The sequence below is a fragment of the Gordonia sp. i37 genome (genome assembly GCF_002043085.1).
In the GTDB taxonomy this organism is placed as follows: Bacteria; Actinomycetota; Actinomycetes; order Mycobacteriales; family Mycobacteriaceae; genus Gordonia; species Gordonia polyisoprenivorans.
The window spans coordinates 1-15182 of the sequence record NZ_MVPX01000353.1 but is presented as its reverse complement, the minus strand read 5'-3'; the positions used below and the strand labels follow the sequence as shown (position 1 = coordinate 15182).

Here is a 15182-nt window from a genome sequence, read left to right as displayed (position 1 = left end):
GTCATCCGTCGGCGAGGGCTCGGCGGAGGCGCTCGCGCCGGTGCCGATGGTGGTGTCGCGGTGGGCGTTGATGCCCTAGAGTTCGCGACGTTGTGCCGTCATGCCGGGTTCCCGGCGAATGGGAGGATCAGCTCGTGTCCGCCGAAGGTTCCAAGAAGGCGATCGTCGCCGCCCTGACCGCCAATGCCGGTATCGCGATCGCCAAGTTCGTCGGGTTCGCCGTCACCGGCTCGTCGTCGATGCTCGCCGAGGGCGTGCACTCGGTCGCCGATACGGCCAATCAGGGTCTACTGCTGCTCGGGCAACAACGTGCGGCCCGCCGGGCCGATCGGCTGCATCCCTTCGGGTATGGGCGCGACCGGTATTTCTACTCGTTCATCGTCGCACTCGTGATCTTCGCTCTCGGTTCGCTTTTCGCGCTCTACGAGGGCGTCGAGAAGATCATTCACGCCCACGACCACGGGCTCGAGTCGCCGCTCGTCGCGGTCGTCATCCTGCTCGTCGCGATCTGCCTGGAGAGCTACAGCTTCGCCACCGCATTCCGCGAGTCGCGGCCGTTGAAGGGGTCGGCGAGCTGGTGGCGGTTCATCCGCAACTCTCGCAACCCCGAACTGCCCGTCGTCCTGCTCGAGGACAGCGGAGCCCTCATCGGTCTCGTCCTCGCCCTCGGCGGCGTGGGCTTGACGATGGCGACCGGCGACGCGATTTGGGACGGCATCGGGACGGTCTGCATCGGAGTGTTGCTGGGGGCCATCGCGATCGTACTCATCGTGGAGATGAAGAGCCTGTTGATCGGTGAGGGCGCGACCGAGACCGAGGAGGCCGCGATCATGACAGCGCTCGCCACCGACGGCGTCGACCGCGTCATCCACATCAAGACCCAGTATCTCGGCCCGGAGGAGATGCTGGTGGCCGCGAAGATCGCGATGCCACCGGACGCCGGCCTGCAGACCGTGGCCAATACCATCGACGCCGCCGAGACCAGGGTGCGTGCGGCGGTACCGCAGGCCCGCATCATCTACCTCGAACCCGACATCGACCGCAGCGATCCGCCGGCCCGATCCGCACCGAAATCCCGGTAAGTCGTGATCGCGTCGATTAGCGTCTAGCCCACCGCAACCAGTCGGCACCGTGGTGGTCGTTCTCGCCGATCGGCTCGAACCGCACACGGCTGCACCAACAAGAGAGGTCGAGGCGAATGGCCAACCCGCTGACCCGGGTCAAGTCCGTCGAGCAATCGATGGCCGACACCGACGAGCCCGGACACCAACTGCGCAAGAACCTGACCTCATGGGACCTGATGGTCTTCGGGGTGTCGGTGGTCATCGGCGCAGGTATCTTCACCATCACCGCGACCACCGCGGGCAACAAGGCCGGCCCGGCCATCTCACTGTCATTCATCATGGCCGCGATCGCCTGCGCACTGGCCGCCCTGTGTTACGCCGAATTCGCCTCGACCGTGCCGGTCGCCGGATCGGCGTACACCTTCGGCTATGCGACCTTCGGCGAGTTCCTCGCGTGGATTCTCGGGTGGGATCTGATCCTGGAGTTCGCCGTGGGCGCCTCGGTGGTGTCCAAGGGGTGGTCGTCCTATCTCGGCAGTGTGTTCGGATTCTCCGGCGGCACAGTCGATGTGGGGTCGGTGACGATCGACTGGGGGGCGATGATCATCGTCGCCGTGGTGACCACACTGCTGGTACTCGGCACCAAACTCTCCTCGCGGGTCAGTGCCGTCATCACGGCCATCAAGGTGGCCGTGGTGCTGCTGGTGATCGTCGTCGGGTTCTTCTACGTCAAGTCCGCCAACTTCAGCCCCTTCATCCCGCCCTCGGAAAGCGGTGCCGGCGCCGAGAAATCGGTCGACTCGTCGCTGTTCTCGTTGATCACCGGCGGCGGCGAGAGCTCCTACGGCTGGTACGGGGTGCTGGCGGCGGCATCGATCGTCTTCTTCGCGTTCATCGGATTCGACGTGGTCGCCACCACCGCCGAGGAAACCCGCAACCCGCGCCGCGACGTTCCCCGCGGAATCCTCGGATCGCTGGCGATCGTCACCGTCCTCTACGTCCTGGTGACCATCGTGGTGACCGGAATGGTCAGCTACACCCAGCTCGCCACCAGCGCCGGTGACGGCAAACCCAAGAACCTGGCCACGGCGTTCGCGCTCAACGGGGTGACGTGGGCGGAGAAGACCATTGCCATCGGCGCTCTCGCCGGTCTGACGACCGTCGTGATGGTCCTGATGCTCGGCCAGTCGCGGGTGTTGTTCGCGATGTGCCGCGACGGGCTGCTGCCCCGCGGTCTGGCCAAGACGCATCCGCGTTTCGGTACCCCGGCCCGGCTCACCCTGCTGATCGGACTGGTGGTGTTCATCGTCGCCGGCTTCTTCCCGATCGACAAACTGGAGGAGATGGTCAACGTCGGGACGCTGTTCGCGTTCATCGTCGTGGCGGCGGGCGTGATGATCCTGCGCCGCACCCGGCCGGATCTCGATCGCGGCTTCACCGTTCCCGGCGGACCGATCATCCCGGTCCTGGCCATCCTGGCCTGCATCTGGTTGATGCTCAATCTGTCGGCGCTGACCTGGATTCGGTTCGTCATCTGGATGGTGATCGGGGTGGCCGTCTACTTCCTGTACGGCATGCGCCACTCGATGGTCGGCAAACGTGAACGCGGCGAGGTCGAGGGCGTCGACACCGTCGCCGCCGGTGCCGCGGCGTCCGGAGGTCCCGACCTGTCCAAGGAGTGATCCGCCCGGGGGGAGGGGCGCCCGGTGGCGTGGCACGCGGCCCTCGACGCCCACGCCCCGCGGCCCGCTGACGGTGTCGGATAGCCTGGTCCTCAGATCTCTTCGTCGTGTCCCGGTGGGCGCACCCTGCGCCCGCCGGTGTCACGCGACGAGCCACACCGACTCCGAAGGGGACCAGATGACCATGGTGCAGAACGACGCACCGCAGGCAGACTCCATCAACGGCATCGACTTCAAGGTTGCCGATCTCTCGCTGGCCGACTTCGGCCGCAAGGAGATCGAACTCGCCGAACACGAGATGCCCGGCCTGATGTCGCTGCGGCGCGAATACGCCGAGGTCGCCCCGCTCAAGGGCGCACGGATCTCGGGGTCGCTGCACATGACCATCCAGACCGCGGTGCTCATCGAGACACTCGTGTCGCTCGGTGCGCAGGTCCGGTGGGCCTCGTGCAACATCTTCTCCACCCAGGACCACGCCGCCGCCGCAATCGTCGTCGGTCCGCACGGCACCCCCGACGAGCCCAAGGGCGTCCCGGTGTTCGCGTGGAAGGGCGAAACGCTCGAAGAGTACTGGTGGGCTGCCGAGCAGATGCTCACCTGGCCCGACGAGCCCGCCAACATGATCCTCGACGACGGCGGCGATGCCACCATGCTGGTGCTGCGAGGTGCCGAATTCGAGAAGGCCGGGGTCGTTCCGCCCGCCGACGAGAACGATTCCGCCGAGTACAAGGTCTTCCTGGACCTGCTGCGGTCGAGTTTCGAGGCCGACAAGACCAAGTGGTCGAAGGTCGCCGAGTCGGTCAAGGGCGTCACCGAGGAGACGACCACCGGTGTGCTGCGGCTCTACCAGTTCGCCGCCGCCGGCGACCTGGCGTTCCCGGCGATCAACGTCAACGACTCGGTCACCAAGTCCAAGTTCGACAACAAGTACGGCACCCGCCACTCGCTCATCGACGGCATCAACCGCGGTACCGACGTCCTCATCGGTGGCAAGAAGGTCCTGATATGCGGGTACGGCGACGTCGGCAAGGGCTGCGCGGAATCGTTGGCCGGGCAGGGCGCACGCGTCCAGGTCACCGAGATCGACCCGATCAACGCCCTACAGGCGCTGATGGACGGCTTCGACGTGGTCACCGTCGAGGACGCGATCTCCGGGGCCGACATCGTCATCACCTCAACCGGTAACAAGGACATCATCCTGCTCGAGCACATGAAGCAGATGAAGAACCAGGCGATCCTGGGCAACATCGGGCACTTCGACAACGAGATCGACATGGCGGGTCTCGAGCGTTCCGGCGCCAAGCGGATCAACGTCAAGCCGCAGGTCGATCAGTGGATCTTCGACGACGGCCACTCGATCATCGTGCTGAGCGAGGGCCGGCTGCTCAATCTCGGCAATGCGACCGGTCATCCGTCGTTCGTGATGAGCAACAGCTTCTCCAACCAGGTCATCGCCCAGATCGAACTGTGGACCAAGAACGACGAGTACGACAACGAGGTCTACCGGCTGCCCAAGCACCTCGACGAGAAGGTCGCCAAGATCCACGTCGAGGCACTCGGTGGCACGCTGACCAAGCTCACCAAGGAGCAGGCCGAGTACATCAACGTCGACGTCGAGGGCCCCTACAAGCCCGAGCACTACCGCTACTGAGGCGCACGCATCTCGACGAACGCTGCCCCGCTCGACACATCGAGCGGGGCAGCGTTTTTCGCTATTCGTCAGTACCGGGTTCTCGGTGTCCTCAGGCGGTGATGGCAGGCTCGGCGCCCGGGCAGTAGTACCAGGACGAGTTCTCGCGTTCGAAACTCACCGAGGCCTGCTGGCTGCTGCTGCGTTGCGATCCCACCTCGATGTGGGTCTGGATCGTCGACTGTGCCGTGTCGCCATTGACGGAGTTCACCCGCAGTTGTTCGAGCACCAGATTGCCCTGCTGGGTCGGCGCCTGCACCGACGATCGCGCCGCGCTGCAGACCGCGGCCTGCATCCCGGCGACGTTGCGGGCGTTGGCCGCGGCGATGTAGCGCTGCATCGCGTCGGCGATGGCATACGCGGTCGTCGGGTCGACCGCGGACGTGCCGTCGGTGTCCGGGGCGGACTGGGACGGGGTGTCGGGTGCGGTGTTCGCGCCCCCGCCGTCAGGCGCGGACGGAGCGGTCGACGGCGCGCCGGTGGCGACCGTGGTGTCGGTGCTGCTGCCGGTGTTGACCACGATCAACGTCACCGCGAGTGCCACGATCACGACGACCGTGAGCACGCCGGCGCCGATGGCGACGAGCGCGCCGGTGTTACGCGGGCCGCCCGGCGGACGTTGCCCGCCACCGGACATACCCGGCCCGAAGCCGCCACCGGGCCCGATCGGACCGCCGGGCCCGAAACCGCCACCGGGATGGCCACCCGTCGGGAATCCCGGGCTCGCCGGCGGACCGAACGGCCCGGGCACCGGCTGAGACGGCGGCTGCTGGTACGACGGCGGAACCGGTGATGAAAAGGGTTGGGCGGCAACGGGTTGCGATACCGGTGTCGGTGGCGGGAAGGTGGCCGCACCGGGCGCCGGACCCTGCGGCGAGGGCGCCTGCGGTGGCGGAGCCTGTCCGCCGGCACTCCAGGTCGTCATCGTGCGGGTCGGCATCTGCGCGGGCGTCGGGGTCGGTCCCGCGCCGGGGGCCGCCGGGCCGGCGACCTCCTCGGGTGTGGGTGCCGACTGTGCGGGCTCCCGCGGTGCATCGCCACCATGGGGCGGCGGATAGGTCATAAGTCTTCCTCGCGACGTGGGTCCAGCCAGGCTATCGGACCGCGCGCGGCGGCGTCAGCGCGCGTCATTCGGGTCGTCGACCCCAGTGCCGAGCAGGTCGATCAGTGTCTCCGGGGCCGCGTCGGCCACCTCCGTCCACGGCGAGGCCCACCCGGACCGGGCCAGCTCGCGATACGTCGCGTCGACACGGCGTTGTAGATCCGCGTCGCGCTCGTAGTGATCGCGAGGTCGTGTCGGGTCGCCGGCCGATCGCGCCTGCGCGCGACTCATCGCGACGTCGGCTGCCACGGCGAGGAACAGGGTGTGATCGGGTCGGGGGAGATCCAGTCGCCCGAACTCCAGGTCGTGCACCCATCGGACGACCTCGCCATCGGCGGGTTGCGCGAGACGCGCGGCACTGTAGGCGGCGTTCGAAGCGACATAACGGTCGGCGACGACGACGTCGTTGCTCTCGAGCGCGGCACGGATCTCCGGGGCCGCCGCCGATCGGTCGAGCGCGAACAACAGGGCCATCGCATACACGCTCTCGCGCAGATCCCCGTGCTCGCCGTGGAGCGCCTCGGCCGCGATGTCGGCGAACAGTGACTGGTGATAGCGCGGGAAGGTAACCGTGGCCACGGCGACACCTCGCTCGCGCCATCGCTGAACCAGGCTGGTGACCAGCGTGTTCTTACCGGCGCCGTCGAGTCCCTCGACGGCGATGAGTCGACCCACCTTGTGCTCCTGTGTGATTGCCCGGTCGCCTGTGCGGCTGTGTTCGCGTGACCACTCTGCCCGGACGGCAGCGGCCACCGGCGTCCGGGCGTCACGAACGCGCGGCGCGTCGATCACGGCCGGATGGTCACAACAGTGTCACCATTGTCAGCATGAAGCCACGGATCCTCGTCGTCGATGATGATGCCGCGCTCGCCGAGATGCTCACGATCGTGTTGCGAGGCGAGGGGTTCGAGCCGTTCGTGGTGGGTGATGGGACCCAGGCGCTGACAGCTGTCCGCGAGATCCGCCCCGATCTGGTGTTGCTCGATCTGATGTTGCCGGGAATGAACGGTATCGACGTCTGCCGGGTGCTGCGAGCCGACTCCGGGGTGCCGATCGTGATGCTGACCGCCAAGTCCGACACCGTCGATGTGGTGCTCGGCCTGGAGTCGGGTGCCGACGACTACATGGTCAAACCGTTCAAGCCCAAGGAGCTCGTCGCCCGGGTGCGCGCACGGCTGCGCCGCACCGACGAGGAGCCGGCGGAACTGCTGTCGATCGGGCCGGTGGAGATCGACGTTCCCGCGCACAAGGTGACCCGCGACGGCGTCCCGATCTCGCTGACGCCGCTCGAATTCGACCTGCTCGTCGCGTTGGCCCGCAAGCCCCGGCAGGTGTTTACCCGCGACGTCCTGCTCGAGCAGGTGTGGGGTTATCGGCATCCGGCCGACACTAGACTCGTCAACGTGCATGTTCAGCGGTTACGGGCGAAGGTCGAGACCGACCCGGAAAACCCGGAGGTCGTTCTGACGGTGAGGGGGGTCGGCTACAAGGCCGGCCCGCCGTGATCGGTCGCAACAGACGACGCGTCAACAGCACCTTCGGACGGCTCACCCGCACGGCGAGCGCGATCGCCTCGGTCTTCGGCCGGATCTGGCGACGCTCACTGCAGTTGCGGGTCGTGGTCTCGACGTTGGTGCTGTCTTTTGTCGTGCTCCTCATCCTCGGGTTCGTCCTGATGAGTCAGATCACCGACCGGCTGCTCGACGTCAAACTCACTGCGGCGACCGAGGAGGTCGAGCGCGCGCGGGTGTCGGTGGAACGCGATCTCGCCAGCGGTGACGGCAACATGTCGGTGCAGAATCGGCTGCGCCAGTCCCGGTCGTTGCTCACCGACCGGGACATCGACAGCGGACAGTCGTCGGGCAACGTCGGCACCTTCGACACGGTGCTGCTGGTGCCCGGTACCGGGGCCGACGGCAGTGCGACCGGCGTCGGACCGGTGTCGGAGATCCCACGGAACCTGCGCGACATGGTGCAGGGCGGTCAGATCGCCTACCAGTATTCGTCGGTGGCCAACTCGACCGGCGGCCAGGAACCCGCACTCATCATCGGCTCACCCACCAACGCCTCGGTGCCCGGGCTGGAGCTGTACCTGGTCTTCCCGTTGACCACCGAGAACAGCACCGTCGACCTTGTGCGGGGCACATTGCTGACCGGCGGTGTGGTGTTGCTCGGTCTCCTGGCGGCAATCGCCTGGCTGGTGTCGAGACAGGTGGTCATCCCGGTGCGCTCGGCGTCGAGGATCGCCGTCCGATTCGCCGACGGTCGACTCAAGGAGCGCGTGCCGGTCCGCGGTGAGGACGACATGGCACGGCTGGCCATGTCGTTCAACGACATGGCCGAGAGCCTGTCCAAGCAGATCACCCATCTCGAGGAGTTCGGTGGGCTGCAACGGCAGTTCACCTCCGACGTCAGTCACGAGTTGCGGACGCCGCTGACCACCGTCCGCATGGCCAGCGACGTGCTCTACGAGGGCCGCGACGAACTCGACCCGGTGCGCCGCCGATCCGTGGAATTGTTGGACAAGGAACTCGACCGGTTCGAGACGCTGCTCAACGAGCTGCTGGAGATCTCCCGACACGATGCGGGTATGGCCGAGCTGGCCGCCGAACGGATGGACATGGCGATCCCCATCGACGCCGCGCTCTCGACGGTGTCGCGCCTGGCCGAGGAGACCGGCACCGAACTGATCCTCGATCTCCCGGCCGAGCCGGTCCTCGCCGAGATCGACCCGCGCCGGGTCGAGCGAATCCTGCGCAACCTGCTGGCCAATGCGATCGACCACGGTGAACGCAAACCCGTGACGTTGTCGATGCGGTCCGACGGCGATGCCGTGGCGATCACCGTCCGCGATCAGGGCATCGGCCTTCGGCCGGGGGAGGAGAAGTTGGTGTTCAACCGCTTCTGGCGCTCCGATCCGTCGAGGTTCCGCCGGTCCGGCGGCACCGGGCTGGGCCTGGCGATCAGCATCGAGGACGCCCGGCTGCATCAGGGCCGTCTGGAGGCGTGGGGCGAACCCGGTCAAGGTGCCTGCTTCCGGCTGACCCTGCCCCTGGTCCGCGGACACAAGGTGCTCGGCTCGCCGTTACCACTGAAACCGGTCGGCGCGAGCAAGGTCAAGAGCGTCGCCAAACCCGCCCGCGTCGAGGGAGCTGTCGGTGGCGAGTGAACATCGGCCGGCCGGGATGAGCGCGGTCGGGGCGAGATGGCGCCTGCTGGTCCCGGTGCTGTGTGTCGTCGCGGCCCTGGTCGCGGCCTGCGGCGGGATCCCTGACGATTCGTTGCCGCAACCGATCAGCTCCTTCGCGCGCGAGGGACCGACCAACGCGGTGCCAGCGCCCCAGACGGACATGGATCCCGAGGCGCTGGTCCGCGCGTACCTGAAGGCCACCGCGGCACCCACCGACGCGCACGCCGCGGCCCGCAAGTTCCTCGCCCCGGTGACCGCGGCGCAATGGGACGAGCGTGGTGATTCGATCATCCTCGACGACATCAACACCTACGTCGATCAGCGCAGTCCGACCGCCGTGCGGATGCGCCTCGTCGGCGACAACGTGGGCGTCCTCAAACCCGACGGTCAACTGCTGCCGGCGACCGGACAGGTGGAGACCACCCTGACGCTGGCGCGGGTCGGCAATCAATGGCGCATCGACGGCACCCTGCCCGATCGAACGATGATCGACCGCAACCAGTTCGAGGTCAGCTACCGGTCGGTCTCGGTGTACTACACCGACCGGACGCGATCGCACCTGGTGCCGGACCCGCGGTGGCTCTACGGCGGTACCGATTCGGACCCGACGACGCTGGTGAACACGTTGATCGACGGACCGGCCGACGATCTGGCCACCGCGGTCGATTCCGCATTTCCGAGTGGGGCCGCGTTGCGGGGTCCGGTCACTCCGGTGGCCGGCGGCGGGGTGCGCGTCGAACTGACCGGTATCGGTAGTCCGTCGACCCGGGATCGCACGCTGCTCGCCGCGCAGGTCATCTGGACGCTCAGTGGAGCCGACATCGGCGGTCCGTACGTCATCAACGCCGACGGTGCGCCGCTGGTCGGCGACCGGGCCGCGGGCTGGCAGACGACCGACGTGCGGGCCTTCGACCCGAATGTGCCGCCGACATCGGCCGTGGGGCTCAACGTCATTCGCAATGGAGCGATGGCCAAGGTCATCGACAACGGCACCGTGCCGGTATCGGGTTCGCTCGGCGCCGGGACCTCGGTACGGTCGGCGTCGATCTCTCCGGACGGATCGCGGGTGGCCGCCGTCCTCGCCGCCGGCGGCCCCGACCCCCGGCTGAACCTGGCTGTCGGCGACTACGGTGGGTCGCCGACGACGATCACCTCCGGCATGTCGATCACCCGCCCGTCCTTCGGCCCCGAGAACGAGCTGGTCTGGGCCGTCGTCGACGGCCGGCCCATCGAGTGGATCGGCAACGACCCCGGCGGTGCCCGCGTCGCCGAGATCGACGCCGGAGCGGTCGCCGCGCTGGTGCGCGGTCCGATCACCGAGTTGCAGGTCGCCCCCGACGGGGTGCGGGTCGCGATGATCGTGTCCGGGCAGGTGGTGTTCGCGGTGCTCGCGACCAACGCCGACGGGCAACTCACCCTCGCACAGCCGATGATCGCCGCCTACAACATCGGCAACCGCGCGGTGTCGCTGGACTGGGCGTCGCCGACCACCGTGATGGTCGCCCGTGACGCCACCGACTCGCCGGTTGTGCAGGTGTCGATCAGCGGCACCCCGGCCGTCGGCCTGCTCAGTGGCAACGTCTCGCCCCCGGTCACCGCAGTCGTCGCCAACCCGACGACCGTCTACATCGCCGACCAGCGTGGTGTGTTGCGTCTCGGCAGCACCAACGGTCAGGCCGACGAGTACTGGACCGAGGTCGAACCGGCGATGACACCGGGGACCATCCCGGTCATTCCCTGACGACAACTCGGTTGTGGCGCCGGGCAATTCAGGCCCCGGCGAGGACGACGACCGCACCGATCCCGATGCCGTGAGCGCGGCACACCCGCACCGATTCGGCAGCCGTCGCGCCGGTGGTGAGCACGTCGTCGACGAGGATCGCCGCACCCGGAGGACAGCGTGCGCCGGCGCGGATACGGACGCTGCCACGCAGGTTCGCGCGCCGCTCGCGCGCGTCGAGACCCGACGAGTCGCGGGTGGTCATCGCCGTGGTCAACAGCGGCCGCACCCGGGCCCGTTGACCCAGTCGTCCGGCCGCGACGCCGGCGAGTGCCGTCACCGGGTCACCGCCACGACGCCGGGCCGCAAGCGGGCGGGTCGGCGCCGGGATCAGATGCAGCCGCGCGGCGTCGGGCAGCTCGCCCCAGCGGGCCAGCGTGATCAGCGTGTCGGCCAGCGCCCGTCCGAGAGGTGTGACGAGGTCACGTCTTCCGTGCTCCTTCATCGCGATGATCGAGGCGCGCAGCGGTCCCCGATAACGTCCCACCGACCACACCGGGATGTCGATCGCCACCCGGGGATGCAGTTCGAGGGGCGCGTCGGCGATCCTCGCCGCACAGTCGGGACACCAGTCGCACCCGGGGCGGCCGCATCCACCGCACGTGCGGGGCAGGACGAGGTCGGCGCCCTCGACGCCGACCCGGCCCATCCCCACGGCGAGGACCGACATGAAAGAGCCAAAGGAGCGTGGCGGGGACGAGGTCACCCGACGAGCGTGGCATCAGACGCCGGCGATATCCGGCTGCGCAGGCGTGAGGGCGTCACCGCCGTGGACCGGTCCGGGTCTGTGTATCGCCGGTCGTTGCGCTCGGATGGTGGGCCGTTGGTCCCGACTTCGGTGACCACGACGTGACGCACTGATCAGAAACGTGGCCGCGCTGCGAACATCCGACTACGGTCAGAGGTACAAGAGGTTGATTGGTCATCGCGGAGGAGCACACACCGCTCCGCGCCGGGAGGTGAGGCCAGTGCACATGGGTGCCGACCGTCGGTCGGTACTGACTCGGTTCCTGCTCTGCGATTCTTGAGTCGACATTGAAGGATCCATCCGAAATCATTGAGCGCCAACTTCTTTGACAGTCCTCTTGGGCGCATGTGATTGGTGGACCCCGTGCTCGGCACCTCGAGGTCGAATAGCACTTTCCAGGAGGTAGTTCCATGTCATCTGTCATCCACCGCAAGGGCCAGCGCGAATCCAAGGTCGCCGCGGTCGACGACATCGACAACCAGTCCGCGTTCGTCATCCCACCGGGAACGGTGGAGTCCGACGAACCCGCCGAGCCCAACGCCAAGGTGGCGTTCAGCGGCCGCAACGTCGAAATACCCGAGCATTACCGGATCTTCGTCGGCGACAAGCTCGCCCGACTCGAACGCTACGATCCGACCATTTTCCGCTTCGACGTCGAGCTGAACCACGAACGCAACCGCCGCCAGTCCAAGGTCTGTCAGCAGGTGGAACTCACCGCGATGGGCAAGGGCCCGGTGGTACGCGCACAGGCGTGTGGCGAGAATTTCTACTCGGCACTCGAGTCGGCACTGGACAAGATCGAGTCGCGACTGCGTCGGGTCAAGGACCGCCGCAAGGTGCACTACGGCAACCGCCGACCGCTGTCGGTGGCCGAGGCCACCGAGGTCGGGGCACCCCGCCTGCGTGACAACCAGCTGTCGGTCGATGCGGGCCCCTCGCCCGAGGATGCCGAACAGTCGGCCGACCAGCAGTGGGATGACGGTGTCGCCGAACGCACGCCAGGTCAGGTGGTTCGTGTCAAGGAGCACCCCGCGGTGCCGATGACCGTCGACGACGCGCTCTACGAGATGGAACTCGTCGGGCACGACTTCTTCCTGTTCCACGACAAGGAGACCGACAAGCCGTCGGTGGTCTACCGACGACACGCCTTCGACTACGGGCTGATCCGACTCGCCTGATCGGAGAACCGGTCGAGCACGTCAGCGGGGCGGTGCGGACATATTGTCCGGACCGCCCTGCCGTGCGTCGGTAGGCGCATCGATCCCCGGACCCCCGACGCGGCCGATCAGATCTTCTTCAGGCGGCCTCGGTACGATGGACGGCGGCCTGTGCGCTGCACGGGCCGTGGTTGGACGTCGACATGAGTAAGGGACTCGATCAACGGTGCTGAACAAGCTGCTGCGCATCGGCGAAGGCCGGATGGTCAAGCGACTCGATGCCATCGCATCGCACGTCGAGACATTGTCCGACGAGGTCGAGGCGCTCGGCGACGACGATCTGCGGGCCAAGACCGACGAGTTCAAGGAGCGCTTCGCCGAGGGCGAGACGCTCGAGGAACTGCTGCCCGAGGCGTTCGCGGTGGCCCGCGAGGCCGCCTGGCGCGTTCTCGACCAGAAACACTTCCACGTCCAGATCATGGGCGGCGCGGCGCTGCATTACGGCAACATCGCCGAGATGAAGACCGGTGAGGGCAAGACCCTCACCTGTGTGCTGCCGGCCTACCTCAATGCGATCTCCGGTGACGGCGTCCACGTCGTCACCGTCAACGACTATCTCGCCAAGCGCGACGCCGAGTGGATGGGCCGGGTGCACCGGTTCCTCGGCCTCGAGACCGCGGTCATCCTGACCGGGATGTCGCCGGATCAGCGCCGCGAGGCCTACGCCGCCGACATCACCTACGGCACCAACAACGAATTCGGCTTCGACTATCTGCGCGACAACATGGCGCACTCCCTCGAGGAGTTGGTGCAGCGCGGCCACAACTTCGCGATCGTCGACGAGGTCGACTCGATCCTCATCGACGAGGCGCGCACCCCGCTGATCATCTCCGGGCCGACCGAGGGATCGAGTAAGTGGTACGTCGAATTCGCCCGCATCGCACCGCTTCTCGAGCGTGACGAGCACTACGAGGTCGACATCAAGAAGAAGACCATCGGCGTGCACGAGGCCGGCGTGGAGTTCGTCGAGGACCAGTTGGGCATCGACAACCTCTACGAGGCGGCCAACTCACCGCTGGTGAGTTATCTCAACAACGCCATCAAGGTCAAGGAACTGTTCCACCGCGACAAGGACTACATCGTCCGCAATGGTGAGGTCCTCATCGTCGACGAGTTCACCGGTCGCGTGCTCGACGGTCGCCGGTTCAACGAGGGTCTGCACCAGGCGATCGAGGCCAAGGAAGGCGTCGAGATCAAGGCCGAGAACCAGACGCTGGCCACGATCACGCTGCAGAACTACTTCCGCATGTACGACAAGCTCGCCGGCATGACGGGTACCGCCGAGACCGAGGCCGCCGAGTTCGACCAGATCTACAAGCTGGGCGTACTGCCGATCCCGACCAACAAGCCGATGATCCGCAAGGACCAGGGCGATCTGATCTACAAGACCGAGGAGGCCAAGTTCTCTGCGGTGGTCGACGACATCACCGAACGCCACGAGATCGGCCAGCCGGTGTTGATCGGTACCACCAGCGTCGAGCGCTCGGAGTACCTCTCGCGCCAGCTCACCAAACGCGACATCCCGCACACCGTGCTGAACGCGAAGTTCCACGAGCAGGAAGCCCAGATCGTCGCCGAGGCCGGTCGTATCGGTGCGGTCACCGTCGCCACGAACATGGCCGGTCGCGGTACCGACGTCGTGCTCGGCGGCAACCCCGACATCATCGCCGACACGCGGCTGCGCAAGGCGGGCCTCGACCCGGTGTCGACTCCCGACGAGTACGAGGCCGCGTGGGAAGAGGCGATCGAGACCGCGCGGGCGGCCGCGGCCGAGGAGGCCGAGCAGGTCCGTGCGGCCGGCGGTCTGTACGTGCTCGGTACCGAACGCCATGAGTCGCGTCGCATCGACAACCAGTTGCGCGGCCGTTCCGGTCGTCAGGGCGATCCGGGGGAGTCCCGGTTCTACCTCTCGCTCGGCGACGAGCTGATGCGCCGATTCAACGGCGCGGCCCTCGAGTCGATCATGAACCGGGTGAACCTGCCCGACGACGTGCCCATCGAGGCGAAGATGGTCACCAAGGCCATCCGCAGCGCGCAGACCCAGGTCGAGCAGCAGAACTTCGAGGTCCGCAAGAACGTCCTCAAGTACGACGAGGTGATGAACGAGCAGCGCAAGGTCATCTACGCCGAGCGCCGCACCATCCTCGAGGGCTCCGACCACCGGGAGCAGATCCTGGAGATGGTTGCCGAGGTCGTCGGCGCGTATGTCGACGGAGCGACTGCCGAGGGCTATGCCGAGGACTGGGATCTCGACGAACTGTGGTCGGCGTGCCGTGCGCTCTACCCGATCGAGCTCGATCCCAAGGAGGTCGTCGGCGAGAACGAGTACGGCGAGCGTGACGACATCTCCGCCGAGGAGCTCAAGGAGATCCTCATCGCCGACGCGCAGGCCGCCTACGAGAAGCGGGAGGCGCAGATCACCGAGGTCGCCGGCGAGGGCGCGATGCGTCAGCTCGAGCGGACGATCCTGCTGTCGGTGCTCGACCGCAAGTGGCGCGACCACCTCTACGAGATGGACTACCTGCGTGAGGGCATCCACCTGCGGTCGATGGCCCAGCGTGACCCGGTCGTGGAGTATCAGCGCGAGGGTTTCGACATGTTCAGCGGCATGCTCGAGGGCCTGAAGGAAGAGACCCTGCAGTTCCTGTTCAACGTGCAGGTCCAGACCGAGGCCCCGCCCGTTCCCGCGCCCGCCGCGGCCTCACTGCG

General features: G+C 67.2%; 11 protein-coding genes. 8 read left to right on the top strand and 3 right to left on the bottom strand.

Annotated elements, in window-relative coordinates; translation table 11 throughout:
- The first annotated feature begins 134 nt into the window (after window positions 1-134).
- From B1964_RS17100 to ahcY, 3 genes are all read left to right on the top strand, one after another.
- The gene (locus tag B1964_RS17100) at window positions 135-1082 is read left to right on the top strand and encodes a cation diffusion facilitator family transporter (RefSeq protein WP_079930616.1); all 948 of its coding nucleotides are present in this window, start codon (window positions 135-137) and stop codon (window positions 1080-1082) included.
- Between the two features lie 116 nt (window positions 1083-1198).
- Window positions 1199-2746, top strand: coding sequence for an amino acid permease (locus B1964_RS17095; RefSeq protein ID WP_079930614.1), 1548 nt, complete (start codon window positions 1199-1201; stop codon window positions 2744-2746).
- A gap of 178 nt (window positions 2747-2924) precedes the next feature.
- The gene (ahcY, locus tag B1964_RS17090) at window positions 2925-4397 is read left to right on the top strand and encodes an adenosylhomocysteinase (protein WP_079930613.1); all 1473 of its coding nucleotides are present in this window, start codon (window positions 2925-2927) and stop codon (window positions 4395-4397) included.
- Between the two features lie 91 nt (window positions 4398-4488).
- On the opposite strand, the gene B1964_RS17085 is transcribed toward ahcY, so the two are convergent.
- Together B1964_RS17085 and B1964_RS17080 are read right to left on the bottom strand one after the other, a co-directional pair.
- Window positions 4489-5499, bottom strand: a complete 1011-nt coding sequence (locus B1964_RS17085; RefSeq protein WP_079930612.1) for a hypothetical protein — start codon at window positions 5497-5499, stop codon at window positions 4489-4491.
- A 54-nt stretch (window positions 5500-5553) separates the two neighbouring features.
- Complete coding sequence (locus B1964_RS17080) at window positions 5554-6213, bottom strand: dTMP kinase (RefSeq protein ID WP_079930615.1); 660 nt, start codon at window positions 6211-6213, stop codon at window positions 5554-5556.
- 143 nt (window positions 6214-6356) lie between these two features.
- Between B1964_RS17080 and mtrA the strand changes: the two genes are divergently transcribed.
- The 3 genes from mtrA to lpqB are packed head-to-tail and all read left to right on the top strand — an operon-like array spanning window position 6357 to window position 10469.
- On the top strand, window positions 6357-7043 hold the full coding sequence (gene mtrA / locus B1964_RS17075) for an MtrAB system response regulator MtrA (protein ID WP_085949127.1): 687 nt from the start codon (window positions 6357-6359) through the stop codon (window positions 7041-7043).
- Window positions 7040-8707 carry an MtrAB system histidine kinase MtrB gene (gene mtrB / locus B1964_RS17070; protein WP_079930611.1) on the top strand — a complete coding sequence of 556 codons (1668 nt, stop codon included), beginning with the start codon at window positions 7040-7042 and terminating at the stop codon, window positions 8705-8707. The genes mtrA and mtrB overlap by 4 nt, the downstream gene beginning before the upstream one ends.
- Window positions 8697-10469 carry an MtrAB system accessory lipoprotein LpqB gene (gene lpqB, locus B1964_RS17065; RefSeq protein ID WP_079930610.1) on the top strand — a complete coding sequence of 591 codons (1773 nt, stop codon included), beginning with the start codon at window positions 8697-8699 and terminating at the stop codon, window positions 10467-10469. The genes mtrB and lpqB overlap by 11 nt, the downstream gene beginning before the upstream one ends.
- Window positions 10470-10497: 28 nt before the next feature.
- Here the strand turns inward: lpqB and B1964_RS17060 are convergent, their stop codons facing one another.
- Window positions 10498-11178 (bottom strand): ComF family protein, encoded by a 681-nt coding sequence (locus B1964_RS17060; RefSeq protein ID WP_079930609.1) that lies wholly within the window; start codon window positions 11176-11178, stop codon window positions 10498-10500.
- Between the two features lie 488 nt (window positions 11179-11666).
- On the opposite strand from B1964_RS17060, the gene raiA reads away from it, so the two are divergent.
- Both raiA and secA read left to right on the top strand, forming a co-directional pair.
- Window positions 11667-12434: a ribosome-associated translation inhibitor RaiA gene (gene raiA / locus B1964_RS17055; protein ID WP_006370359.1), complete on the top strand. Its 768-nt coding sequence runs from the start codon at window positions 11667-11669 to the stop codon at window positions 12432-12434.
- 205 nt (window positions 12435-12639) lie between these two features.
- Window positions 12640-15182, top strand: a 2543-nt coding sequence (gene secA / locus B1964_RS17050; protein ID WP_079930608.1) for a preprotein translocase subunit SecA, incomplete at its 3' end; no start/stop codon positions are given.